Raw genomic sequence first — 25,880 nt, forward strand, 5'->3', positions numbered from 1 at the left:
ATAAAGATTTCTGAATGTTTATTTCAAAATTCCATGTAAAAACATTTGATGGAGGGCATTAATTTCTTCATGATAGCTTTCCGGAGGAAGATCGATGGTGTTAACCGCAGAAATATATTTAAGGATTAGCGGCGTCGGAAGAGCAGGGTCAATGTAGCCTTCGCTTTTTCCAGCTTCGATAAAGTGAAGATATAGATCGTTTAGTAATTCGCTAATGCCATCGGATAGAAGTTTTATAAAGCTTTTATCGGCCAGGGCAGATTCAGTGAGATAGGTAGTGAGCGAAGCATTGATATCTGCTGTGCATAGTGAAAGTGCGGTATTTAGCTTATCAAGATAAGGCAGATCGGTAGCAAGGAGTGCGGAGGCTTTGTCGATGATATCTTGGATAATAGATTTTGCGCATTCAATGACAAGCGCATCTTTGCTGCCGAAGTAATTGTAAATCGACACCTGGGATACATGAGCAATAGCGGCAATTTCTTTAACACTTGAATTTGCAAATCCTTTTTTCTGAAATAGTTCCTTGGCAGCTGAAATAATAGCTGTCTTTTTTTGGTTTGTTCTGGTTTCGTATTTATTGGGATAAGGCTCCATCGTGAAAACTCCTTTTTGTTATTCTTAATATTATTATAGAACATGTTTTGAAATATAAATAGATTTATTTCAAATAATATTGACAACATAAGTTTGATGATATATCATTGTTTTGAAATAATCGATAAAATATTTCAAAACATGGGAGTGGACATATGAAAAGTGTAATTTATTATTTTAGTGGAACCGGAAATAATTTGGCAATTGCCAAACAGCTTGCCAAAGAATTAGGAGAAACCACGGTATTGCCGATGAGTGAATTGGTGCAGAACAAGATGATTTCGGATGAATATGAGTGGGTAGGATTTACGGCACCAAGTTATTTTTCACATGTTCCACCTTATGTAGAAGAATGTATGAAGGATGTTAGCTATAATGAAAAACAAAAAGTATTTTTGATCGCCGGATGTGGAGGAAACCGCGGACTTGCGATTCAAGACATGCGAAAACAGGTATATAACAGCAAAAAAGAAGTCGATTTGGAATACATGGTAATGCTTTCGGGGAGCTATATTCTTTCTTATGGTTCATTTCCAATGTGGTACCAGAAATTTTTCATAAAGCAATCATATAAAAAAATTCATAAAATGGCACTGGATATTAAAAATGGTCGGAAAAGAAAACCGCTCGGAAAGGGGATTTTCTACAAAACAAAATACGAAGCAGCAGTGCAGCACTCAATCGCAAATTATGCGATGATCGGAAAACAGTTTAAGGTAAGCGATAAATGTAGTGCTTGTGAGGCTTGTTTAAAGATCTGCCCGGTAGGGAACATTTCGTTGACGGATGGGAAAATAACCTTTGGAGATCATTGTAATCAATGTATGGGGTGTATTCAGTGGTGTCAGAATCATGCCATTGATTATCAAGGAAAAGCAGCGAAGCGAAAAAGGTATCATCATTTAGATGTTAAGAGACAGGATCTCTTTCAAAGATAACAAAGGATATAGCGTATTGATGATGGGGCCGCTATGCTGCTTTAAAATATAGACTTCTTCATAAATAGTTTATAGAATTGTGCAGAAATAGGAAATATTTGTGCAGAAAGGATTTCAATGATGACTGTTAATTTAAATGAATACTTTAAAAAACAAAAAAAATTTAGTGGAAATGTATTGTTATCAAAAAATAATGAAATTATATTTAATGAATCATATGGATATTCAAATAAGGAAAAAGGAATAAAAAATACACCGCAAACAAAATTCATGATTGGCTCAATGACAAAGGCAATAACGGCATTATGTATTATGCAGTTATCAGAAAAAGGGATGCTTTCAACACAACAGAATATTGATGATTATCTTCCAGACTGCTACAAGGGTCATGGAATTACCATACATCATCTGCTAACGCATACTTCTGGGATACCTAACTACTTAATGCTAAAAAAACAAATAAAATGGGGAGCACGTCATACCCCCCAAGAAATACTACAAATTGTCAAAGGTTATAAATTGAAATTCCCTGTTGGTGAAAAATGGTCGTATAGTAATACTAATTATCTTATTCTTGGTTTGATAATTGAAATCGTTTCGGGAATGAATTATCACCAATATGTTAAAAATCAACTATTTATTCCTACTAAAATGAATCATTCAGGATTTATTGATGAAGAACAAAAAAATGTCGCCAATAATTATATTAACGGTGAAAGAGGGTTCTATATGGATCCAACAATGTTCTTTGCTTGTGGTGATATTGTAACAACTGTTGGTGATTTTTATTTGCTTGATCGAGCCATTCAGGATGGTAAACTATTGAAAACTCAACTAGTAAAGGAAATGCAAAAACCTCACTATGATGGCAAATATGTAAAATATGGCTATGGATTGTGTGTAAAAAACCATTTCGATTGTAAAAGTATCTGCCATGGTGGGTCAATGCCAAATGGTTACACTTCTCATTTTGAGAAATATATTGATGACGATATGACCATTGTTGTATTAAGCAATGATTTAGTAAAATACCAATTCTTGTCAATGAGCGGGGCTGGTGGTACCTATATAAGTAGAGAGATTGCTTCATTAATTTATGGTAAAAAGTTAGGTGCTTTTAAGAAGATATTTTAAAAGAGATTCTTAATATGTTTTTTGCAAGTACCTTTTGCAGAAAGGGCAAGTTAAAAATACAGAATGGGCTACTTGCGGATTGATTTTGACACCCTCAGTGGCGGCGATAAAAAAAGGCGCATCGTCCCTTAAATTCACATGTTGAACATGAAAGAGGGGAAGATCTTTTTTCCTGAAATAGGCTAAAACATTTTTGGCATTTAGAGCAGTTTTGTCTGGATCGTTTAGCTCGAAATGCCCACCGCTAAAATAATCATTTTGGATATCAATTAATATGAGTGCTTTTTTCATTTCATAAACCTCCTGTTTTTTTAAGTATAATTCAGATTGAACTGGAGGTAAACTACCCACTTTTTTGTGGGTATCAGTAAAATAAATCAGGCCAATTATTTCAGATAGCCGATATTCTTTTGATCTAAGATATCAGTCAGGCGGTGTTCAACCATATACTCGATTCCAATTTCCTGCATAATTTCAACCGCTTTGAGGATTCGCTTGCCCCGATCGGTCAGATAATAATCAACATGAAGCGGATAACCCGGAGCGTTTTCTTTGTCGACAAGGCCAAAATGGCGAAGCTCATTTAATTGTTGCAAGAGCATCTTCTGACTGATGCCTTCAATACTTTTCTCCAGTTGAGAAAGAGAAACAGAACCGGCTCGCATTTGAAAAATGATAATGGTCTTCCATTTGCCTTTGATAATGTCATGGACAATCTCAAGGGGGCAGGTGTAATCATTGCGGATTTTCATTTAAAACACCTTATCATTTTGGAATAAAGATTTTAGCATATTATAACATAGGGAACTAAGTGCATACGAAAAAAGATGTTTTCATTTAAGGCGTTGAAATGCAAATAAAAATAAATTATAATCATTTTAAGGCAAAAAGTAAGGCGTGATTATACGGAAAACAGAGCAGGAAGAAAAATAAAGGTCGGGAGTGGTCAAGCAGAATACTCGTGTTTTATTCCGGCAATCAACCTGTAACTTTTTTAAAACGGTTAGGGTATCGAATTCACCAGATTAAGATTGCAAAGTCGCGTCATTAAAACGAAGGAGAGGAACAACAGATGGACACAGGTGAGCGCTTTATCAAAGCACAGGAAGAAAGCTATGAGCAGGCACTAACAGAAATTAAAAATGGCCGCAAGCGCAGCCATTGGATGTGGTATGTTTTTCCCCAGCTTAAAGGGCTGGGCCGGAGTGAAACCGCCAGGTATTATGGAATAGCGAATCGGCAGGAAGCCAAAGCGTATATGGCGCATCCGGTGCTGGGTTCCCGTTTGCTGGCGATTTCCGGGGAACTGTTGAAGCTTAAGTCGAGCGACGCCAAGGCGGTATTTGGCCGACCCGATGATTTGAAGCTAAAATCGTCAATGACCCTGTTTTATCTGGCCGATGGGAATCAGACGTTTAAGGCGGTTCTGGATAAATTTTTTGGTGGTGAGATGGATGAAGTCACCGCCGATCAATTAGATAAAGGAGAGATAACCGATGAAGCTGAATGATTTTGAGAAGTATATCGACGAAACGATCTTGGATCGGGGATACGATTATTATGATGAGGGAAGAATCAGCGAAATTATCAAACAGGGAGATCGGGACTATCTTTTTACCGTAGAGGGAACCGAAGTCTATCAGGTGACTATCAAACTTGATGATCAGGGCGAAATTACGCAAACGGGTTGTGATTGCCCCTATGATTTTGGGCCAATCTGCAAACATCAGGTAGCGGCATTTTATGTGCTGTCTGATATTGTCAGCAACAAACAACATCAATGGCCAGAGATCGAAACAGCAAACAAACAGCCAGCGCTTAAAGATGTACTGGATACCCTCACAAAAGAACAACTGACCCAAATTATCATCGGGATGGCGGATAAGGATGAAATGCTGAAAAACACCCTGATGATGAGATATTCAAAGGGAAATCCGCAACAGGAACTACAAAAATGCAAAAGGCTGATGGAATCAATTGTCAGAAAATACGAGGGCCGAAGCGGCTATATTGAATATCAGGAAGCTGATGAATTCGCGGCTGAAATGGAAGAATTGCTGGAAGTGGCAAACGATACCGAAGATTGCTGCCTATCAATGGATATTTCATCGATGCTGCTGATTGAGGCGGTTGAAGCGTTTCAATATGCCGATGATTCAGATGGGTGCATCGGTCAATTAGTCTCAGCGGCCATCGACACCATCGAAACAATTGTCGCTGATTATGCAGATCTTGACATTGAATTAAAAGGTGAGCTATTTGAGAAGTTACTCAAACTATTTGATGAGAGCGTTTTTGATGGGTGGGAGGATTTCAGAATCGATCTGCTTCAAATTGGGATCGAATTTGCCGATGTTGAAAGCCTGAGAAACAAGCTAAATCAGAAGATTGAAGCGACGATCGGTAAGCTCTCTGGTGATCCATATAAGCAATACACGGTTGAAGCCTTGCTGCGGATCGAGTTGGAAATAAAAAGTCGGTATGGTACGAAAGCAGAGGTTGATGAATTTATCAGACAGAATCTTAATTATTCATCGTTTAGAGAAGCGTTGATTAATAAACGTATTAAGGAAAAAGATTTCCAGAGTGTGATTGAGCTGACTTTGGAAGGCGAAAAAAAGGATCGGGACCATGCCGGTTTAGTCGTCCGATGGAAAAAGATCAGATATACGGCTTACAAGCAGCTTTCTCAGAAGAAAGAACAGCAGCAGCTGGCTAAAGAACTGTTTTTGGACGGAAATTTTGAGTATTATCAGGAATTGAAGGCATTAAATCCCGGGAATGAAACCACACTTTATCAGAGTTTAAAGCAGGAATTAAAAGCGCTCAAAGATTGGCGTGGCCGAGAGTTGTATAGAACGCTGATTGTCGATGCGAAAGATTTGGATGCGATCATGAACTACGTCAGAGAAAATCCGCAAAGTATTGAAACCTATGCCGGGATGCTTAAGGAAACGTTTAAAGATGAAGTCATTGAAATTTATCAAGCCTATATCAAAGGAGCTGCCGGAGCGGCCCGAAACCGACGGGACTATCAGGGCGTTTGCAAAATCATCAAGCAGTACAAAAAGATTGCTGGTCAAAAAAATCAGGACAAGATCATTCAGGAGCTGGTGGCTTTTTATAAAAAAAAGCCAGCCTTTATCGATGAACTGAGTAAAGTTAGACGGTAAGGCTGTAAAAGCAAAGGCTTTGATTAGGTTGCTGGAATCCAAAGTTAAAATGAATGCTTAGTGGCCAAATTTTATAAGGACATAGGTAAAGGAGAAATTTGAGATGAAAAAGACAAACCCAGAGAAGGCAATTAAAGAATTGACAATGGTGTTGATGTATTTAACACGGTTTAATGAAAGTGATCGCTTTGGCTCGAATATGGATATAACGTGGAAAGGATACGATTTTGATATTATTAATGAACTGGATGAGGAAGATTATATAAGACAAGGAAACCATCGTTCCAAGTCGGTAGCAATTACTGAAGAGGGGATTAAATTATCGCAATGCTTATTGAATAAATATAATATTTCGGATTGGGAGTAATGGTTAAAACAAGAGAGCGTAAGCATAAAAGAACCGACCCCACTGTGTCCTAACCGGGAGCGTTGGCTTTGTTGACAAGGCCAAAATGGCGAAGCTCATTTAATTGTTGCAAGAGCATCTTTTGACTGATGCCTTCAATACTTTTCTCCAGTTGAGAAAGAGAAACAGAACTGGATCGCATTTGAAAAATGATAATTGTTTTCCATTTGCCTTTGATAATGTCATGGACAATCTCAAAGGGGCAGGTGTAATCATTGCGGATTTTCATATAAAACTCCCTGTCATTTTGGAATAAAGGTTTTAGTTCATTAGTTTAATAGTTCATAATTAGACATTACATGTCCTCCTCGTCATCTTCTAGCATAATAACAAATTCCGGAACCTTGGTTAATATCTCAGTGAACTCAATTGCTTTAAGTTTTCCTTGTTTGTTTAACATTTCAAATAATTCAAGATATTCATGATCAAGTTCATCAAATGTGTCATTGGTTAGCAGGACTTCATCAGGGAATAATTCAGCTAAGCCTTTACCGAGACTTTGTTGTTTTTTATTTTCAGTCTTTTTCGCAGCAAATACGCGTGGATACATAATCTTAGGATCTTTGCCGGTAATAAGCTTATCGTTGATATTAAAAACATTAGCAATTTTTTTTATATTCTCAGCTTTAGGGTTTCGTTCACCACGTTCCCATTGACTGATCATAACGGCTGATACATCAAGTTCTTTTCCTAAATCGGCCTGAGTATAACCACATTGGCGACGAATTTTTTTTATATTTTCACCGATTTTATTTTTATTCTTTACCATAAAAACACCTCTTCCTTAAGCCATATCGTAACATGTATAACTCAAAAAATAAAGCATTTATTTAAGCAAATGTTTAAATTGGTTGATTGACTTACGGATAGCCATGACTTAATATAAATAAAACAATTGATTAAACTTATTAATCAAAAGATTAAATCATGGTGGTCGTTGCGTGAACTATAATTTTGACATAGTAATTGCCCAGGAGCTTGGTGTCAATGCTGCCATTGTCATTAATAATCTGCAGTTCTGGATTGAAAAAAATGAAGCCAATGGTAGGCATTTTCATGATGACCGATACTGGACTTATAATAGCATGAAAGCTTGGAAGGAGCTCTTTCCGTTTTGGACAGAAAGGCAAATAAGGAAGACACTGGAAGATTTGGTTGAAAAAAGTATTATTATTAAAGGCAATTATAATCAAGTTAAATACGATCGCACGTTGTGGTATTCATTTTCCGATTATGGCATTTCCGTTTTACATATTTGTCAAATCGAAGTGACCGGAATGTCGAACCTATACCAGATATAAAAACAGATATAAACACAGAAGTAAACTCAGATAGAGAGAGTGACCCCTCAGAACGATCAGAATCAACTGAAGTTCAAATGATTGAAAAATGTGAAGCAAAGACAACAGGAGCAATTAAGACCGGGAAGATTGATCTTAACGATGTGGTTGCAGAATTTAATCAAACAGTCATGAGACTGCCAAAGGTATCGGCCTTGACGCCAAAGAGACAAAGCCAAATAAAGGCCAGGATCAGTGAACATGGCAGGAAAGCCGTAAGCGTTTGTTTTTTAAAGACAGACAAAAGTGACTTTCTCTGTTGGTTGAATGAACGTGGATGGATGGCCAGCTTTGATTGGATTTTGAAGCCAGAGAATTTTGTCAGGATTATCGAGGGCATATTTGATAACAAGGTATCGATCCCTAAGAATTTACAGGGGGCCATGAATAATCTGACAAACCAGATGAGTTGCAATAAGGGTGGCGATATTTTTGGACTCTGAAGAAACAGCAAAAATTTTGATGATAATGGCTTCAGTATATCCTAATTTCAAGGTTGATGAGGCCGGATTGATGAACACGATCTGGCATGCATTACTCAAGGATATTGATTATAAACATGCTAGTGAAGCATTGTTTAAGCTACTGAAAGTCATGAAGTTTCCACCAACACTGGCAGATATCATTGAAAAATCAAAGATTGAAAAGTTATTGAGTTGTGAAAGACAGGAGGGAAAAAAGATTGGATTATACCGAAACGGACAGGTTCTTGACAGAAATGCAGGGATGCTACCCACGCATTAGCATCAGAGATTGGACGATCGAAACATGGCAGGAAATCCTTGAGCAAGTATCTTACGACACGTGCCACAAAGCGTATATTAACTATTTAAAATCAAGGGAAAGCCGTGAGCCTAAGCTAGGTGATATTTTATCTTTGTCACGGACATTGTATCAGGCCGTTCAAATTATTGACGTTGAATGTGATAACTGTCATGGTCGGGGCATACTGATGCTAGTTGATCCAGACGGACATGAAAGTGTTGGTCGGTGTTCCTGTGAAAACGGGAAGAAATTCCCTGGGTTCCCAATTGTAAAACTTGATTTTTATGGATATGACCAGGCGGGCAGAATCGAAACAATGTGTGGAGCATAGCTATCCCCTAACTTGCGGAGATGTTGTATTAAATTACTGCTAACGTTTATAAAAAGCAATAAATGATCACACTATGGCAAAATTTCTTTGATATTCAGTTTGTGCTATGGTAGGATTATAGAAATAAGCTATACATTGTATGGAAAATTATCAAAGTGGTTATAAGCTAGAACGAGCTTTGCAGATTGTTAGTTAATAGATAAGGGCATTAAGAAAACGGAATTAAAGGCGCTGGCTGGAGTTAGTACAAATGTAATCGTCAAATTGGGCAGAATGATCTTGTTTCAATGGAAACGCTGGCTAAAATCTGTACTACCTTGAATTGTTATATTTCCGATAACGTAGAAATGATAAGTGTCACAGAGAAAGGCGGTAAATAACATGGCCGGAAATAGTAATCTATCTTCATCAAGAAGTGATAAAGCCGACGAATTTTATACTCAATTAACACTAATAGAAAGCGAATTAAAACATTATAAAGAGCATTTTAAGGGAAAAGTCGTTTTTTGTAATTGTGACGACCCTTTTGAAAGTAACTTTTTCAAATACTTTGCTATGAACTTCAATTCATTAGGTTTAAAAAAGCTAATTGCAACTTGCTATGCAACGTCCCCGATTGTTTATTCGCAGTTGAATATGTTCGGTGACGAGATTGTTTTTAGTAAAGAAGAAAGTATAAAGAAACCGTACAAAATCGAAATTACCGATGTTATGGACGAAAACCAGGATGGGCGTGTTGATCTTGCTGACGTGGAGTATCTTTTGAAGAATCGTAAAAATACCCTTACCCTGCTGCAGGGGGACGGTGATTTTCGTTCAGCCGAATGTGTTGCCCTTTTGAAGCAAGCCGACGTTGTAGTTACCAACCCGCCATTTTCTTTGTTTCGTGAGTATATGGCACAACTTATGGAATATGAAAAAGATTTTATTATTATCGGCAACCAAAACTCGATAACATATCGTGAAATATTTCCATTAATTCGTGATAACAAAATATGGTTAGGCTATAAAAACGGGCATTTTTGGTTCAAAGTCCCGGACACATACGAAGAAAAGAAAACCGACTTTAAGATTGATGAAAACGGACAAAAATGGCGGCGTATGGGTAATATTTGTTGGTTTACTAATGTTGATATTGAGAAGCGTCACGAAGATATGACCCTTTTTAGGACTTACTCCCTCGACGTTTACTCCAAGTATGACAATTACGACGCCATAGAAGTAAGTAGGACCGCCGATATTCCTTGCGATTATTACGGTTTTATGGGTGTGCCTATAACCTTTATGCAATACCACAATCCAAATCAATTTCTAATTGTTGGCGTAACAGCAAATGGATTAGTCCCAGATAGCCTTAAAATAGGCAATTATAAAACATACAATAATCCTATTATTGATGGTGTGCCAAAATATCAAAGGGTTGTAATACAAAGAATAGGGGTGTGATGAAATGAAAATAAAGTTACATGAAATCCCCGTTTGTGAGGTTATAAAGGGTTACATAGACAGCGCGGAAAACGGCGTTGTTGGTTACTACGGTCGCTTAAATATTCGCCCGGCCTTTCAGCGTGAGTTTATCTATAAAGATAGGCAGCGCGATGAAGTCATTCGCACGGTGCAAAAGAACTTCCCGCTTAATGTCATGTATTGGGTAAAAAGTGATGTTAGTAACTTTGAAGTCCTTGACGGGCAGCAACGCACAATTAGCCTTTGTCAATATGTAAATGGTGATTATTCCATAGACCATATGGGTTTTGATAACCTGACACAATCTGAAAGACAGCAGATTTTAGACTATCCCTTAATGATTTATATTTGCGAAGGGACGGACAAGGAAAAATTAGATTGGTTCAAAATCATTAACATAGCGGGCGAGAAGTTGACTGCGCAAGAGCTACGCAACGCTATTTATACTGGGGAGTGGCTGACAGAAGCAAAAAAATATTTCAGTAAAACAGGTTGCCCCGCTTACGCTATAGCAAGTGATTATTTGAATGGTTCACCAATCCGACAAAATTACCTTGAAACCGCTCTCAGCTGGCTTGCGTCGCACGACGACAAGGAAATTGAAGATTATATGGCGGAACATCAGCATGACACGAACTGTAACGAATTATGGCTATACTTTCAAACCGTCATAAATTGGGTAAAGGCAACATTTCCCGTATACCGAAGCCGGGAAATGAAAGGGCTTGATTGGGGTATCTATTATAACAAATACGGGGCAGACAAGAATGACCCGAAACAACTTGAAGCACGAATTGTTGATCTTATGGATAATGAAGATGTAACAAAGTTTTCCGGCATATATGAATATCTACTTGATGGTGACGAACGGCATTTAAGCATTAGGGCGTTTACTCCGAAAATGGCACGGGCAGCATATGAGCGGCAAAAGGGTATTTGTCCGAAATGCAAAAAGCATTTTGAAATTGTCAATATGCAAGCTGACCATATAACCCCATGGAGCAAGGGCGGTAAAACAATAGCCAAAAACTGCCAAATGCTATGTGCTGATTGTAACAGACGTAAAAGCGACGTTTAATGGGTTTCACGCAGGGTATCTTTGAGTATCGTTTATAGATTTAATCGACAAACAATCGAAACTGGCAGCCATTGCAGTTAATATAAAAAGAATAGCGGCCATCATGACCGCTAAATCTTCTCGTTATTTTGAAATATTTGTCAGATCCAGAATAAATTTCGGTTTCTAAAAATAATTCACTCATATTATCAGAAATCAGCCCCAAAACATGACTTTTTCACTGGTCAATAAACGTCCCCATGTCTTATTTTGTATGTTTGTTGTAAGATTTTTATCTTACAACAAACATACAAAATATTTCAATATTTCCATAAGTTACTCGAATTATATTGTTTTATTCGTTATCGCGATATATAATTAAAATAGTAAATATCCTCAGAAAAGTTGTTCGTATGGATTACATGACAGCAAATAAAGTTGCTGAAAATTGGGGAATAACTCCGTGCCGGGTACAAGTGCTTTGCGCACATGATAAAATACAGGTGGCTGTACGGTTTGGGTTCACTTGGGTGATACCGAAGGATACGTTAAAGCCTAAGGATGGAAGATATAAGAAAACAAAAGTGTGAATTATGAGGGTGAATTTATGAAAAAAGACATTTATGAAACTCAAGCGTATCAATTACTTAAATCTAGAAATAGCCCTTTTTTAGATTTGATAGAAAAAACATACACATATGCTTTTAATTTTCTACCTAAAATTAATAATGTTTTCTCAAACTATACTGGGCATGGCATTACACACTCTATAAGAGTTGTGGAATATATGTTTGATTTGTGCGATGAACCCAAAAAGCTGAGCGATTTAGAGATAACTATATCAATATTCGTTGCATTATTACATGATATTGGTATGGTAGCTTCAGATGATGAAATTGATAATATAAAAAATGAAGAACTAAATCTGGAAGACAGAAAATACTCTCTAGTTTTAAAGAAATACGGTAATGAAATAATAGCATTACAAGAATGTATACGGCCTGCACATGCAAAACGGTCAATGTGTCATATAAAAAACGACATGTCAGAAACTCACTTTATTATACCAGGATATACCAATGTTTCATTTGTGGATGAAGTAGCTCAAATATGCGCAGCTCATAATGAGAATTTTGAATGGATAACTGGCCAATTGCTTACGGATGTTGTAAAGGGTGATTATCCTGTGAACTCTCAATATATTGCCTTATTACTAAGAATAGCTGATTATTTAGATATTGATGAGGAAAGGGCACCCTTATATTTATATAAGTTTTTAAATCCAAAAGAATACGGAGATCAAGAATGGCTACAACATTTTGTAATAGAAAATAAGGACAAGATTGTATATAATAACAAAACATCTTGCAAAAATATCGAGTTTTATGGTGTGAGTTCTAACCCAACTATACATCGAAAACTACTGAAATACTTTGATTTAATAAATGATGAACTAAAAAGAGCAGTTGAATTGTCGGAAACATTTCAAGATCAAAAGTATCTATTATGTATAAAGCCTACAATTTTAAATAAGATTAGAACAAAAGGCTTTAATTTTTCCGATTTTAGACTGTCGTTAGATTATAAAGCCGTAACGAGTCTTTTAATGGGAGAGAACATATACGGAAATGCGAAATACGGACTTAGAGAATTAATTCAAAACTCTATAGATGCTTGTAAAGTAATGCAAGAAGAATCAAAAGGCAAGATTGAATTTACGTATAATACTTATCAACCATTTATTAGCATAATATTAGATCGTGATAGAAAGCAAGTTAGCATTTTCGATAATGGACGAGGTATGTCATTAACAATTTTAAAAAAATATTTTTTAAACGTTGGAGTTTCTTATTATATTTCCGATGATTATTTGCTCAAAGGCAATAAATATGTTCCTATTGGCAATTATGGAATCGGATTCTTAGCTTGTTTTATGTTATCGGACAGGGTTGTGGTTATTACTAAATATTACGACGATAACCAAACCAATAAAATAGAATTTGAAAAAAGCAGTGAATATATCTGCTTAACTTATGAAAATACCCCCCGTCTTCATGGTACAGAAATTATTCTTGATTACGATCAGTTCCTTCAGGTATTTGATAATAAGGTTGCAAATATAAAAAAATTCATTCAAGATAATTTCTTATATTGTGATATTCCTATTAGAATTATTATTGCAGAGGAAGGTAATAACCAAACAGAAGATATTGAATTACATACTATTTCTTCAATTTGTAGAAATGGCATTGTTTTGAATTCGTATTTAAACGATATTGAGGCTACAGTTGAGTTTAGCTACAAAGGAATTAATTTTGTACAATACCTTTCCGATATTGATGGAAATCAAAGTTATATATATCAAGAACAATCTAATGAGCTTATAAAAGAAGACGAATTGAATAGATCATATTCACTAAAAGAATATACTGAAGATGGAACAATAAATTATATTTCTGTTCCGATTATATCTTCTTTAGAAAAAGAGAATTATGAAAAGGCATTTGATGTTCTAGAGGATTTTAATGAAGTTTTAGAAAAAATAGATTATGAATCAATAGATATTTTGACTCTGAATAAAGAATTGTATAATGTTTCAAGTCTTGTCGAGCATGGAGAAGATTGCCTTGTTGGTGAATTTTGTCTTAAACAGTTATGCCATAAGACGGATCACGCATATAGAATACCAACACAAGTTAATATGCATAATCAGAAAATAATTCAAGGGTCAGGTGAAAAAATTCTTCCCTATAATATGGACAAGTTTTTCAGAGGGGAATATTTATATATTCATACTGACCAAATTTATATTAAATACGTTTTCATTTCCGACGTACAACTCAAAGTTCCTTATTTATTAGAAGGAATTCAACTTAAAAGTGCAGTTATCAATATCTTAAACAAGAATATCATTCCAACTGTTTCAAGAAATAACATCAACAAACAGCAAAATTTAGAGTTAGCATATGCCATAGGAAAAGCATTGCATTTGTGGATTTTAGATCACGGTGAATTTACAAATGAGGAAAAAATACTGCTCAAAAATTTCATCAATACTTGTTATCCTAAAAATAATTACTGCCTTAGAAAAAATGAAATGCAAAATTAAACTTACAAAGGAAGGAACTAATGAGCTGTGAAAAAGATAAATATCAAGTTGGAAAACTGTTATGGAATTAAAAAACTTGAAAAAGAATTTGATTTTAGTGATAAACCAGCTTTTATTCTTTACGCTTCTAATGGCTCAATGAAAACTTCTTTTTCAAAAACTTTAAAAGATATCAGCAATGGAGAATCGCCTAAAGAAGAAGTATTTGGAAGAGAGTCAACATATACAATCGAAAATGAACTTCACGAAGCATTGAAGCCAGAAGAAATATTTGTTATTGAATCTTATGATGCAAATTTCTTTTCAAAAAGAATGTCAAATCTGCTTATGAATAAAGCCTTACAAGAAAAGTACAATTTGATTACTCAGGATATACTTGACAGAAAAAACAATTTTGTTAGTACGCTAAAAGCTTCCACCGGAAGTAAAGTATCGGTTGAAGAAGAATGTTTGCAAGTTTTTAACTCATCAAATTTTCTTGAGATTTTGATGATATTGTATAATAATGATATTAATTCGATGGAAGATAGCGGATTGGATTTTTCGATGGTTGACTATGCTTCACTATTTGATCCTAAAGTTGAGGCATTTATTAAAGATGACAAAAACTTCCGATTACTAACGGAATACGGCAGTCAATACGATGCTCTTGTAGAGAATTCTACTTTTCTAAAGAAAGGAACTTTCAGTCAATACAATGCATCAACTGTAAGTACCACTCTTAACGATAATGGTTTCTTTAAAGCTGGGCATGAAATTTTATTGCAAGATGGGGTGCATGTAAAGTCTTCGGATGGCTTTGAAAAAATGCTACAGGAAGAAAAACAGAAGATTTTATCAGATTCAAAGCTAATAAAGCGATTTGATCAAATTGATAAAAAATTGTCTGCAAATACTTCTTTAAGGAACTTTAGAAATATTATTGAAAGTTATCCGGAATTAATTTCTCAATTGGTATCTTATGAATCTTTTAAGAAAAAAGCATGGATAGGAATTCTGAAAAAGGAAACCCCTGCGATTTCAGACTTGGTAGAGCTATATAAAAAGGCTAAAGAGAGTATTGGAAAGATTCAAGTGGAAGCCCAAAAAGAGAGTGAGAAATGGCGGCAGGTAGTTGAGATATTTACAAACAGATTTTTTGTTCCTTTTACTGTCCAGATAAGCAATCAAGAGGATGTAGTTCTTAAAAGCTCTGTTCCAACATTATCTTTTAGATACAAAGAACGTGATGAGGAAAAGGAAATTGACCGTACTAAGTTAATCACTATTTTAAGTGGTGGGGAGAAAAGAGCGCTATATTTGCTAAATATCATTTTTGAGTTAGAAGCGTTAAAAGAAGATAATAAACAAATGCTGGTTATTGCAGATGATATCGCAGAATCATTTGATTACAAGAATAAATATGCAATTATCGAATATTTAATGGAGCATTATTCTTGTGGCTTATTTAACTTTATTATATTAACGCATAATTTTGACTTTTATAGAACCGTTGGTTCGAGAATGCTAAATTATAATCGAAAACACTGTGTAATGATAATTAAGAACGCTGACGAAATACAAATCGAAAACGGACAATATTTAAAAAATGTTTTTGCTTCCTGGAAAGATTCAATAGAAAAAGATGATACTATATTGATCGCTTCTATTCCGTTCATACGTAATATTGTGGAGTATATTGATTCCGAAACATCTCCGGACTATATCCTCTTAACGAAGCTATTGCATATGATTAACTATGATGATGGCAAAAAGACAAAGGAAATTTGTATGCAAGATCTTGAAAAAGTAATAAATACAGTCTGGAAAACTGATAAAAAAATATCTTCTGACAGAACAGATAAAAGTGTATATGATTTAATCATTGAAGTGGCAAATAAAATTTCTTCTAAACTAAATGTAGATGAAATAACTTTAGAAAATAAAATTGCACTCTCAATGGCCATTAGATTGATTGCTGAAGAATTTATGATCAAGCAAATCATAAATGCTTGTGGTTCTGATGATAAAATTAAAATGATTACAGGTAGTCAAACAGGAAGGCTACTCTCGCTATATAAGAAGTGTTTGGGAACAAATAAAGAAATACTACCAATCTTGGAAGAAGTTAGTTTGATGACAGCCGAAAATATTCACTTAAACTCTTTCATGTATGAGCCGTTAATTGATATTTCAATCCGTCAATTAAAAAAATTATACGGTACACTATTACCTTTAATATAAATTATGAGTTGGTCGTTTAAATGTTTTATTTCTCCGTATAAGATTTCTTGATTTTATTTGTAAGATTTTGATTAGCGGAATTATAATTTGCCATCTTTGGCAGCCTGGTTTTCGGAAAAGATTTTAGCTGCAGTCCCAATAAATTCATTTTTCCAATTACGTAGCTGGTTGGGACTAATCTCATGTTCAGTAGCGATTTCGCTGATGGTTTTTTCCTCACGGAGCATTTCCATCACAACTTTAACTTTAAACTCAGGAGTGAATTGTCGACGTTTCATTTCTATTTAAACCTCTTGCTTCCCTGGCAGGATTAACTGCCTTTATTATAGCAGATTCACTTAGATTTAAAAACCGGTGTCTCGATCTATGGGTACATTATAAATCTGTTTATGTACTATGCATTCGACACATGGATTAGTAGAAAATATCCTCAAAATCCATGGGCGCATTATGCTGATGATGGTGTCATACACTGTCGAAAGGAACAGGAAGCATTCAATTTGCTAGAGTACCTAAAGAAAAGAATGGTAGAGTGCGGTTTGAAAATCCATCCGGACAAAACGAAAATAGTTTACTGCCGAAGTGCAAGTTCGATCCAAACCTGCTATACTGAATACATCATTATTTGAGGCACTTACTGCAGATCCCGCACTGGATCAATAACTATCCAAGGATGGAAAATACTTTGTGGTTTATCCGCCAATATGGTAGAAAAAATGGATCATATCCTTTAACATACTTTTTTAAAAAAAAAGTAGGACATTTTATATTGCAATTCACCCCTATATTAACAATTGAGAAATTGCATTGACAATAATGATGTAAAGTAATATAATTTAGTAAATTAGAATATATGTTCTTATAAAATTGAGGTCATTATTAAAAGAAACTTCGTCTTTCTTTTAATGGTGACCTTTTATATTGTAACTTTGATAAGGATGTGAGTTATGGACACTAATATTTTAAAAATGCGATTTGCTGATATTGATTTAAATGACCCATTTTTTAATTCACTTAGAGCTGATTATAGTGAATTTGAAGAATGGTTTAAAAGGAAATTTGATGAGCCAGCATATGTCATATTTAATAACAATCAAAAAATTGAAGGATTTCTTTATTTGAAGATTGAAGAAGATGTCACTAATGGATTGGAACCTGAAATCAAAGCAGATAAAATTGTTAAAATTGGAACTCTTAAAATCAATCCTCATGGAACAAAATTAGGAGAACGATTTTTAAAAATTGCGTTTGATTTTGCAATCTATAATAAAGCTAGTCTTTGTTATGTCACTGTTTTTAAAAAACAAGGTGCATTAATTCAGATATTAAATAAATATGGATTCGAGACTTATGGAACAAAAACTAGTAATAATGGAAATGAGTTAGTCTTAGTAAAGCGATTTGATTCTTGCTTAAATGATTTAATTTTCGATTATCCACTAATCCATTTAGAAGGGAAAAATATTTTTTTGCTTGCAATCTATCCTAAATATCATTCAGTAATGTTTCCTGATTCCATTTTGAAAAATGAGGATCGGAAAATAATTAAAGATATTTCATGTACAAATTCAATTCATAAGATTTATGTAACAAGAATTAGTGATGTTCGTAAGCTTCATAAAGGTGATATACTATTAATTTATCGTACAGCAGAAGATGGAAAACAAGCAGAGTATTCTGCTGTCGCTACATCGATTTGTGTGGTCGAAGAAATAAAGGGACAAAATGAATTTATCAATTTTAAAGAATTTTACAATTATGTGAGTAAGTACAGTGTTTTTGATAAGGACGATTTAAAAGTATGGCATAATAAAGAGGGGTGTTATTCAGTAAAAATGACCTATAATTCCGCTTTACCTAAACGAATAATTCGAAAAGATTTAATCGAACGACATAACTTAGATAGAAGCGCGTACTGGGGATTTATTAAATTAACACTAGATCAGTTTAAAAGTATAATTAAACATGGAGAAGTAAATGAAAATATTATTATCAATAAAACCAGAGTTTATTAGAGAAATTATTGATGGAAGTAAAAAATTTGAATATCGAAAACGGATTTTTAAAGAATCGGTAGATATAGTGGTTATTTATTCAACGAAACCAGTCGGAAAAATCATCGGTGAGTTTAAAATTAAGGAGATTATTAAAGACAAACCTGAAAATATTTGGAAGAATACAAAAGAATTTTCAGGAATATCCAAAAAGTATTTCGATGAATACTTTTTAGGTCGAAATGAAGCATTTGCGATCGGAATTTCAGATTTTAAGAAATATGATTCGCCAATAGATCCATATGTAATTTACGATAACTTTACAGCACCACAATCTTATCGGTACTGGAGTTAATTTAAGAGACAATAGCAAGTCTCTTTGTAAGCATAATGACTTACAAAAGGCGATTATAGAGGAGTTGGCACCGGGATCTGAGTGTTTTGCAGTGGTACAATGAAGTTGTAACACTGCAGTTTCGGAATTACAAAATCCAACACATCATTTTGTTTAAAATTGATCAACACAATAATAAGCAATAAATAATGTCAGACGAAAAATTCTAAAATGCAAATAGGTCAAATGATTGCATTCTTTGATGGTAAGGTCATTTTAATTAAAATAATTAAAATGAATGGAGAAAGTATGAGTTATAAGTATCTTTTTTTACGACAGGAATTATATGAGAAAAATCCTCTTGGTAAAATTTACCCCTCGAGAAGTTTAGCAGACATAGTTCAATTGTATAATCGTAAATATTGGGTTTTGGTTGTCGCTTGTTTTATTTCAATTGGATTATTTGTAACCTCATTTTTATTGCAATACGAATTGTTAAAATGGATTTTTATGATTATTTTAATGATATTGGCTATAGTGTCAAACACATTTCAAAAATCCCCTATGAGGATTTTATCACCGTTTCTTACATACGGCATAATAAATTAGTACAACAAAAACAGATAATAAATCGCGGAGCAGAGCAAGTTTTGAAAATATTATTTGATTTTAGCGTAATTGGGAATGATCCCTCAATTAAAAACCAAGCAATATTTAAATATGAAAAAGATGCAGCTAGATTCAATTTTAGAGAAAATATAATTGTTCACAGGGGACTATATAAAGCATTACAAATATTTTAATCATTGAAGAATGTTTTTATATATTGATTGTCAATTCAAATGTGAAAATTCTTATGGAGAATCTACTTCTAGTAGTACCGGCATAACTTTTTACATGCTTTAGTGGATACCAATAAAAGATGTAACGGTCAGCATCATGTTGACTATATTAAGACTGCACCAACCATAAAAGATTGATGCAGTCTTAATAAGTTTTATCTTATGCTGTTTTCATAGAATTTTTTAGGCTTTAGAAGCTTCTTCAACCGCCACAGCGACAGAAACCGTTGCGCCAACCATGGGGTTATTACCCATTCCAATCAGTCCCATCATTTCGACATGAGCAGGAACCGAGGAAGAACCGGCGAACTGCGCATCCGAGTGCATCCGGCCCATCGTGTCGGTCATCCCGTAGGAAGCAGGACCGGAGCCCATGTTGTCAGGATGCAGGGTACGGCCGGTACCGCCGCCAGAGGCGACAGAGAAGAATTTCTTGCCCTGTTCCAGGGCTTCTTTCTTGTAAGTTCCGGCAACAGGATGCTGGAAACGGGTCGGATTGGTGGAGTTTCCAGTAATGGAAACATTCACGCCTTCATGATGCATGATAGCAACGCCTTCCTGAACATCGTTACAGCCATAACAGTTAACAGCGGCACGTTCGCCAACCGAATAAGGCGTTTTTTCAACGATGTTGAGTTTACCGGTTTTAAAATCATAATCGGTTTTGACATAGGTAAAGCCGTTGACTCGGGAAATAATTAGAGCAGCATCTTTTCCCAAACCGTTTAGGATAACTCGGAGTGGTTTCACTCGAACCTTGTTGGCCGACCGGGCGATGCCAATGGCACCTTCAGCAGCAGCAAAGGATTCATGTCCGGCAACGAAAGCAAAACATTCCGTGTCTTCTCTTAAGAGCATGGCGCCCAAGTTGCCATGTCCTAAACCAACCTTACGTTGTTCGGCAACAGAGCCGGGAATACAGAAAGCCTGTAAGCCTTCTCCAATGACTTCTGATGCATCCGCAGCATTGGTAATGCCACGTTTAATCGCCAGGGCAGCACCCAGTGTATAAGCCCAGCAGGCGTTATCAAAACAGATCGGTTGGATGTCTCGGACAATCTTTGCAACATCAATCCCTTTTTCATCACAAATAGCTTTTGCTTCTTCTAAAGATGCAATGCCATTGGCAGCCAAAACTTCTTCAATTTTAGCGATTCTTCTTTCATAACTTTCAAATAATGCCATGTGATTTCCTCCTATTCTTTTCTTGGATCGATGTATTTTACAGCATCGTCAAATTGTCCATATTTACCAGAGGCTTTTTCCAAAGCTTCAGCAGGTTCAACGCCTTTATTGATGCTTTCCATCATTTTCCCAAGGTGAACGAAGGAGTAACCAATAATCTCATCATTCTTATTTAAGGCCAGTTTCTGGATGTAACCTTCAGCAATTTCAAGGTAGCGCGGTCCTTTGGCAAGAGTACCATAGGTGGTACCAACCTGACTTCTTAAGCCTTTGCCCAAATCTTCAAGACCGGCTCCAATTGGGAGGCCGCCTTCGGAGAATGCCGTTTGGGTACGGCCATATACGATTTGCAGAAACAATTCCCGCATGGCGGTGTTGATTGCATCGCAAACAAGGTCTGTGTTAAGTGCTTCTAAAATAGTTTTACCCGGCATGATTTCAGCGGCCATCGAAGCGGAATGAGTCATTCCCGAACAGCCGATTGTTTCAATCAGACATTCCTGGATAATGCCATCTTTTACGTTGAGGGTTAACTTACAGGCACCTTGTTGAGGAGCACACCAGCCAATACCATGGGTTAAACCGGAGACATCGGTGACTTCTTTCGATTGAATCCACTTACCCTCCTCTGGGATTGGTGCAGAACCGTGGTTTGCATTATTGCCAACGGTACACATTCTTTTAATTTCTTGAGAATATTCCATTCATTAATCTCCCTTCAAAAAATTACTCGATTTATTATAAACATAGAATAACAAAAAAAACAGGTAAATTTTTGATATTTATGAAAATTAAAGAAAAATACCCGTATTGGACAAAAAGTTTAATTGAAGATTGGGATGAATCGATGTAAAATAGATCATAAACCTAAAATAGGTTAATTTTAGCTTGAAGTTATCGTAATGAATAATTAAATAAAATGAACCAATGGAGATCAGACAATTGTCGGATCGACTAGGAAGGGATGGAAAAAAATGGAATTAAAAAATAAACTGAGCTTTGGTGCTAAGCGGGTGGAATATCTGATGGAAGAATATTTCGATCGTGAGAAAACCCTTGGCTATTGCAAGGAATGTCCCAATTTTTCTAAGTATTGGTCTTGTCCCACTTACACCTTTGACGAAGCGATCTTTTTAAAACAGTTTAAATATATGCATATTATCGGAAGGCAGTTTGAAGTTCCCCGGGATGATATCCGGAATATCCGTGATCCCCAGGAGATTAATGATTACTGTACCGAAAAGTTGGAAGCCATAAAAGTGATGACCTGGAAAACGCTTTTAGAAATCGAGGACGAAGTGGAAGGTGCCTTAGGGCTTGTTTCCGGTAATTGTCCTATTTGTGAAATTCAAAAGATGCCTTGCGCCAGAAAATCGAATCAGCCCTGCCGAAATCCTAATCTGATGCGGTATTCATTAGAATCCTTGGGGTTCAACGTGGCGTCGCTGGTAAAATATGAGGTGGGGATGACTTTGGAGTGGCCGGCGAACTGCCGTTTGCCAAAAGTCCTGACGTCGGTTTCGGCTATTTTATGCAATGAAGAAATTCCCAAAGACGTGTTGAAAAAATATTTCCCGGATAAAAAGAAAAGCTGGGTCAAGAACAATTCAGTTCAGCCGGATGCGGATTTTTGTGTATCGGAAACCATTAAACCTTCGGAAACGATTCATGGCAGTATCGATGAGGTTCGGGCTAGCTCAAAAATTATTGATGATGAGATTCCGGCCTACCGCCCACAAAAAAGTTGGGTTGGGTATAAAGCGGAACGGAATCCGGAAGATCCGCCGGCAAAAATGGGAGCGACCGTGACGGTTCAGGGCGAAGAACCCTCAGAGCCGGAAAAAACGTCTGAAGAACTGGCGGCGGAAGCGGTTTTTGAAGAAGACACTGCGCCCAACATTATTAAGGAAGAAAATAGTGTCGAAGAAGTCGCCCCGGAAGAACCTACTGAATCAAAACCAGCGCCGGAGATTGCAGAAGAAGATGAGTCAAATTATAAATGGCTGGGCTTTAAGGCGGATCTGGATGATGATGAAATAGTCAAACGACCAATTCCGAAAATGAGCGAGTTGGTTTTTGAAGGGGAAGAAGAAACGGAACCCGAAGTTTCTGTTCCGGTCGCGGAAGATCCGGTACCAGCAGAAGAAGTAATCGAATCAATCCAGCCGATTGAAAATATCCCGGATATTGAAGAACTGGGGAGTGAAGAACTCGCTGAAGTTGCCGAAGCAATCAGCGAACCCTCGGAAAGCCTGGCGGATGTCAGTGAAGAAGAGGATGATTCAAAATACAAATGGCTCGGGTTCAAAGCGCCATTAGACGATGAGGAAGGACCGGTTAAAACCAAGTCCACCTTATCAAAATTAAATATACCCGAATAAATTAATAGTTTTAGTGCGAATGGGATCTTGTGATCCCATTCTGTTTTCAAACAATTAGAAGGAGAGAAAGCATGTATTATTCAGCAGATATTGGCGTTATTGGCGGGTCGGGTCTTTATGAATTAAGTAAAGATGTGAAAAAAATTGAAGTGGATACCCCTTACGGGAAACCATCAGATGATATAAGCCTTGTAAAAGCCGGAGCGAAAACCATCGCATTTTTACCGCGTCACGGCAAGGATCATACCCTCAATCCTTCAGAAATCAATTATCGGGCAAACATTTATGCATTGAAAAGCCTTGGAGTAAAAGCCATTATTTCGCCCTGCTGCGTGGGCAGCCTGAAATTTGAAATCAAGCCCGGAGATTTTGTCGTCACCGATCAGTTCATCAATCTGACCTCAGGTCGAAAAGATACATTTTTCGAAAAACCGAAGGTTAATCATCTTAGCTCGGCCCATCCCTATGACCAGAAACTGCGAGTTCTGGCAATGGAAACAGCTAAAGAATGCGGAATTACCGCCCACTTTGGGGGAACCGTGGTGGTCATCAACGGCCCTCGCTTTTCAACGGTGGCGGAAGGCCGGATGTTCACCATAATGGGCGCCGATGTGGTCAACATGACCCAATATCCCGAAGGCTATCTTTGTCTGGAACAGGAAATTCCGGTGGTGAATATTGCCCTGGTAACCGATTATGATGCTGGGTTAGAAGACCATCCGGATATTAAGCCGGTAACTAATGATGATGTGATCCAGGTTCTCAATGAAAATTCTGAAAAAGTGAAGACGCTGATCTTTAAGCTTGTCGAAAAATTAGAGGTATAGGGTTGAAACCGGTTTATTATGAAGAGGGAGTATTAAAACTCATCGATCAGACCAAGCTTCCCACCGAGCTGATTATTCGTTCCTATACCGATTATCGGGAGATTGCAAAAGCAATCGTGGTGATGATTGTACGGGGGGCACCAGCCATTGGCGTGACCGCAGGCTATGGTGTTTATTTTGGAGCTTTAGAATATGTAAATGAAACAAAAGAAGTTTTTTATGATAAAATGAAAGAAGTTTGTGCCTTGCTGGCTTCAACCCGTCCAACGGCCGTTAATTTATTTTGGGCGATTAAACGGATGGGATGCGTTCTGCAAACGAATAGTAATAAAGAATGTTCCCAGATTGTGGAACTTTTAAAAAAAGAAGCAGATGATATCTGCGCCGAAGATATCCAGATGTGCCGGGATATGGGGAAATATGGGGCGGAACTCATTCATGCCGGGGATACCATCCTCACCCATTGCAATGCCGGGGCATTGGCTACCGCCGATTACGGGACGGCGCTGGGCGTGATCCGGGCGGCCCATGAAGCGGGCAAGAACATTTCGGTTTATGCCGACGAAACAAGACCGCTTTTACAGGGAGCCCGGCTGACGGCTTATGAGCTTCATGCGGAAGGAATTCCGGTCACGCTCATTACGGACAACATGGCCGGCTGGATGATGAAACAGGGGAAAATTGATGGCGTAATAGTTGGCGCGGACCGGATTGCTGTCAACGGGGATGTGGCTAATAAAATCGGAACCTATTCGGTATCGGTTCTGGCTAAAGCCCATGGCATTCCCATGTATGTGGCGGCACCCACCTCAACCATTGATTTTGCAATGAAATCCGGGGATGAGATTGTGATCGAAGAACGGGATTGCCGAGAAATCAGTCATATCTGTGGGATTCAGGTGGCGCCAGATGGTGTGGCGATGGAAAACCCGGCGTTTGATGTTACCCCGCATCAAAATGTGACGGCTATTATTACTGAAAAGGGTGTGGTGTATCCACCCTACGATATCAATATTCCAAAGTTAAGTGGTGAAAAATGAAAGTAAATATATTATTTCCTGTTCTTGATGAAGAACGACGACTGGAAAAAGGGATTTTAAAAACCCTGGTTTTCCTAAAGAAGAACAAATTGTTTGATTATCAATTAACCATTATTGATAACGGCTCAACTGATGCAACTGAAGAAATCAGCAAGCGCCTCTGTGAGACACACAAAGAGGTGCGCTATTTAAAAACGCCTGAAAAAGGTGTCGGTGTAGCCATTCGAACCGGAGTAGCGGACAACACCTGTGAAATTGTCGGGTATATGGACATTGATTTGTCCACCAAAATCGATCATCTCAAAGAAGTGCAAGAGATTTTTGAAAACCAGCCCGAGGTGCAGATTATAAAGGGCTCCCGGCTGATGAAAGACTCCACCGTTGTCGGGCGAAAAGCGTCACGGGAATTTACCTCCCAGGGACTGAATACCCTGCTTCACATTGTTTTCAAGAATCATTTTACCGATGCACTTTGCGGTTTCGATTTTTACCGAAAGGAAACCATCGAGCAACTAATCGCCGATTCCAGTCAGGATAATGGCTGGTTTTATACGGTCGAGCTATTGCTGCGGGCAGAACGACGAGGACTTGAAGTTCATGATATTCCGGTTATTTGGAAGGATGATTATGATACTAAAGTTAAAGTTATTAAAACTGTGGTATCCTATCTTAAACAAATTCATTTGATAAAATCAGAATTTATAAGGGAAGATCGGAAGACTTCCAAATCATGACAG

General features: G+C 36.8%; 29 protein-coding genes. 21 read left to right on the forward strand and 8 right to left on the reverse strand.

All coding sequences use genetic code 11. The annotated features are described in order from the left end of the window. Positions 1–18 precede the first annotated feature (18 nt). On the reverse strand, positions 19–597 hold the full coding sequence (locus FZC41_RS00425; protein ID WP_148565419.1) for a TetR/AcrR family transcriptional regulator: 579 nt from the start codon (positions 595–597) through the stop codon (positions 19–21). 155 nt (positions 598–752) lie between these two features. Here FZC41_RS00425 and FZC41_RS00430 point away from each other — a divergent pair, with 155 nt between their 5' ends. Together FZC41_RS00430 and FZC41_RS00435 are read left to right on the forward strand one after the other, a co-directional pair. Next, positions 753–1,535: an EFR1 family ferrodoxin gene (locus FZC41_RS00430; RefSeq protein WP_148565420.1), complete on the forward strand. Its 783-nt coding sequence runs from the start codon at positions 753–755 to the stop codon at positions 1,533–1,535. 117 nt (positions 1,536–1,652) lie between these two features. Further along, complete coding sequence (locus FZC41_RS00435; RefSeq protein ID WP_148565421.1) at positions 1,653–2,669, forward strand: serine hydrolase domain-containing protein; 1,017 nt, start codon at positions 1,653–1,655, stop codon at positions 2,667–2,669. Positions 2,670–2,678: 9 nt separating this feature from the next. On the opposite strand, the gene FZC41_RS00440 is transcribed toward FZC41_RS00435, so the two are convergent. Next, positions 2,679–2,960: an isochorismatase family protein gene (locus tag FZC41_RS00440; protein ID WP_148565422.1), complete on the reverse strand. Its 282-nt coding sequence runs from the start codon at positions 2,958–2,960 to the stop codon at positions 2,679–2,681. Between the two features lie 95 nt (positions 2,961–3,055). Beyond that, on the reverse strand, positions 3,056–3,421 hold the full coding sequence (locus tag FZC41_RS00445; RefSeq protein ID WP_148565423.1) for a winged helix-turn-helix transcriptional regulator: 366 nt from the start codon (positions 3,419–3,421) through the stop codon (positions 3,056–3,058). Positions 3,422–3,741: 320 nt separating this feature from the next. Between FZC41_RS00445 and FZC41_RS00450 the strand changes: the two genes are divergently transcribed. From FZC41_RS00450 to FZC41_RS00460, 3 genes are all read left to right on the forward strand, one after another. Then, positions 3,742–4,179 carry a DUF1810 domain-containing protein gene (locus tag FZC41_RS00450; RefSeq protein WP_148565424.1) on the forward strand — a complete coding sequence of 146 codons (438 nt, stop codon included), beginning with the start codon at positions 3,742–3,744 and terminating at the stop codon, positions 4,177–4,179. Continuing rightward, positions 4,166–5,842, forward strand: coding sequence for an SWIM zinc finger family protein (locus tag FZC41_RS00455; RefSeq protein ID WP_148565425.1), 1,677 nt, complete (start codon positions 4,166–4,168; stop codon positions 5,840–5,842). Before FZC41_RS00450 ends, FZC41_RS00455 begins: the two co-directional genes overlap by 14 nt. Before the next feature lie 103 nt (positions 5,843–5,945). After that, entirely contained in the window at positions 5,946–6,209 is a 264-nt protein-coding gene (locus FZC41_RS00460; RefSeq protein WP_148565426.1) for a DUF6429 family protein, read from the forward strand. A 49-nt stretch (positions 6,210–6,258) separates the two neighbouring features. Here the strand turns inward: FZC41_RS00460 and FZC41_RS00465 are convergent, their stop codons facing one another. Then, positions 6,259–6,477, reverse strand: a complete 219-nt coding sequence (locus FZC41_RS00465; protein ID WP_148565427.1) for a winged helix-turn-helix transcriptional regulator — start codon at positions 6,475–6,477, stop codon at positions 6,259–6,261. A gap of 66 nt (positions 6,478–6,543) precedes the next feature. Beyond that, the gene (locus tag FZC41_RS00470) at positions 6,544–7,017 is read right to left on the reverse strand and encodes a helix-turn-helix domain-containing protein (protein WP_148565428.1); all 474 of its coding nucleotides are present in this window, start codon (positions 7,015–7,017) and stop codon (positions 6,544–6,546) included. Positions 7,018–7,189: 172 nt separating this feature from the next. On the opposite strand from FZC41_RS00470, the gene FZC41_RS00475 reads away from it, so the two are divergent. From FZC41_RS00475 to FZC41_RS00520, 8 genes are all read left to right on the forward strand, one after another. Further along, positions 7,190–7,549: a hypothetical protein gene (locus tag FZC41_RS00475; RefSeq protein WP_148565429.1), complete on the forward strand. Its 360-nt coding sequence runs from the start codon at positions 7,190–7,192 to the stop codon at positions 7,547–7,549. 77 nt (positions 7,550–7,626) lie between these two features. Then, positions 7,627–8,031 (forward strand): hypothetical protein, encoded by a 405-nt coding sequence (locus FZC41_RS00480; RefSeq protein ID WP_148565430.1) that lies wholly within the window; start codon positions 7,627–7,629, stop codon positions 8,029–8,031. After that, positions 8,021–8,332, forward strand: a complete 312-nt coding sequence (locus FZC41_RS00485; RefSeq protein ID WP_148565431.1) for a replicative helicase loader/inhibitor — start codon at positions 8,021–8,023, stop codon at positions 8,330–8,332. The genes FZC41_RS00480 and FZC41_RS00485 overlap by 11 nt, the downstream gene beginning before the upstream one ends. Beyond that, positions 8,271–8,684 (forward strand): replicative helicase loader/inhibitor, encoded by a 414-nt coding sequence (locus tag FZC41_RS00490; protein ID WP_148565432.1) that lies wholly within the window; start codon positions 8,271–8,273, stop codon positions 8,682–8,684. Before FZC41_RS00485 ends, FZC41_RS00490 begins: the two co-directional genes overlap by 62 nt. A gap of 381 nt (positions 8,685–9,065) precedes the next feature. Beyond that, positions 9,066–10,130 carry an adenine-specific methyltransferase EcoRI family protein gene (locus tag FZC41_RS00500; protein ID WP_148565433.1) on the forward strand — a complete coding sequence of 355 codons (1,065 nt, stop codon included), beginning with the start codon at positions 9,066–9,068 and terminating at the stop codon, positions 10,128–10,130. Between the two features lie 4 nt (positions 10,131–10,134). Next, positions 10,135–11,229 carry a GmrSD restriction endonuclease domain-containing protein gene (locus tag FZC41_RS00505; protein WP_148565434.1) on the forward strand — a complete coding sequence of 365 codons (1,095 nt, stop codon included), beginning with the start codon at positions 10,135–10,137 and terminating at the stop codon, positions 11,227–11,229. Between the two features lie 586 nt (positions 11,230–11,815). After that, positions 11,816–14,317, forward strand: coding sequence for an HD domain-containing protein (locus FZC41_RS00515; RefSeq protein WP_148565436.1), 2,502 nt, complete (start codon positions 11,816–11,818; stop codon positions 14,315–14,317). Positions 14,318–14,344: 27 nt separating this feature from the next. Beyond that, positions 14,345–16,540, forward strand: coding sequence for a hypothetical protein (locus tag FZC41_RS00520; RefSeq protein WP_148565437.1), 2,196 nt, complete (start codon positions 14,345–14,347; stop codon positions 16,538–16,540). A gap of 80 nt (positions 16,541–16,620) precedes the next feature. Here FZC41_RS00520 and FZC41_RS00525 read toward each other — a convergent pair whose 3' ends face one another. Then, positions 16,621–16,818, reverse strand: coding sequence for a transposase (locus FZC41_RS00525; RefSeq protein WP_148565438.1), 198 nt, complete (start codon positions 16,816–16,818; stop codon positions 16,621–16,623). Positions 16,819–16,872: 54 nt separating this feature from the next. Between FZC41_RS00525 and FZC41_RS00530 the strand changes: the two genes are divergently transcribed. The 4 genes from FZC41_RS00530 to FZC41_RS00545 all read left to right on the forward strand — a co-directional run bounded on the left by FZC41_RS00530 (position 16,873) and on the right by FZC41_RS00545 (position 19,671). Beyond that, a complete protein-coding gene (locus FZC41_RS00530) occupies positions 16,873–17,169 on the forward strand; it encodes a reverse transcriptase domain-containing protein (RefSeq protein WP_476559218.1) in 297 nt (98 codons plus the stop codon). Between the two features lie 318 nt (positions 17,170–17,487). Next, positions 17,488–18,555 (forward strand): N-acetyltransferase, encoded by a 1,068-nt coding sequence (locus tag FZC41_RS00535; protein ID WP_148565440.1) that lies wholly within the window; start codon positions 17,488–17,490, stop codon positions 18,553–18,555. Next, a complete protein-coding gene (locus FZC41_RS00540; protein WP_148565441.1) occupies positions 18,518–18,889 on the forward strand; it encodes an ASCH domain-containing protein in 372 nt (123 codons plus the stop codon). The genes FZC41_RS00535 and FZC41_RS00540 overlap by 38 nt, the downstream gene beginning before the upstream one ends. Before the next feature lie 479 nt (positions 18,890–19,368). Next, complete coding sequence (locus tag FZC41_RS00545) at positions 19,369–19,671, forward strand: hypothetical protein (protein WP_148565442.1); 303 nt, start codon at positions 19,369–19,371, stop codon at positions 19,669–19,671. Between the two features lie 222 nt (positions 19,672–19,893). Here FZC41_RS00545 and FZC41_RS00550 read toward each other — a convergent pair whose 3' ends face one another. After that, positions 19,894–20,895, reverse strand: a complete 1,002-nt coding sequence (locus FZC41_RS00550) for a GGGtGRT protein (protein ID WP_148565443.1) — start codon at positions 20,893–20,895, stop codon at positions 19,894–19,896. 11 nt (positions 20,896–20,906) lie between these two features. Beyond that, entirely contained in the window at positions 20,907–21,599 is a 693-nt protein-coding gene (locus FZC41_RS00555) for an iron-sulfur cluster assembly scaffold protein (protein WP_148565444.1), read from the reverse strand. Between the two features lie 270 nt (positions 21,600–21,869). On the opposite strand from FZC41_RS00555, the gene FZC41_RS00560 reads away from it, so the two are divergent. The 4 genes from FZC41_RS00560 to FZC41_RS00575 all read left to right on the forward strand — a co-directional run bounded on the left by FZC41_RS00560 (position 21,870) and on the right by FZC41_RS00575 (position 25,877). Then, positions 21,870–23,276, forward strand: coding sequence for a DUF2284 domain-containing protein (locus FZC41_RS00560; protein WP_148565445.1), 1,407 nt, complete (start codon positions 21,870–21,872; stop codon positions 23,274–23,276). Positions 23,277–23,347: 71 nt separating this feature from the next. Next, the gene (locus FZC41_RS00565) at positions 23,348–24,103 is read left to right on the forward strand and encodes an MTAP family purine nucleoside phosphorylase (RefSeq protein WP_148565446.1); all 756 of its coding nucleotides are present in this window, start codon (positions 23,348–23,350) and stop codon (positions 24,101–24,103) included. A gap of 2 nt (positions 24,104–24,105) precedes the next feature. Next, positions 24,106–25,143, forward strand: a complete 1,038-nt coding sequence (gene mtnA, locus FZC41_RS00570) for an S-methyl-5-thioribose-1-phosphate isomerase (RefSeq protein ID WP_148565447.1) — start codon at positions 24,106–24,108, stop codon at positions 25,141–25,143. Beyond that, complete coding sequence (locus FZC41_RS00575; protein ID WP_148565448.1) at positions 25,140–25,877, forward strand: glycosyltransferase; 738 nt, start codon at positions 25,140–25,142, stop codon at positions 25,875–25,877. The genes mtnA and FZC41_RS00575 overlap by 4 nt, the downstream gene beginning before the upstream one ends. Positions 25,878–25,880 lie beyond the last annotated feature (3 nt).

The sequence above is a fragment of the Acetobacterium paludosum genome (assembly GCF_008086595.1).
In the GTDB taxonomy this organism is placed as follows: Bacteria; Bacillota; Clostridia; order Eubacteriales; family Eubacteriaceae; genus Acetobacterium; species Acetobacterium paludosum.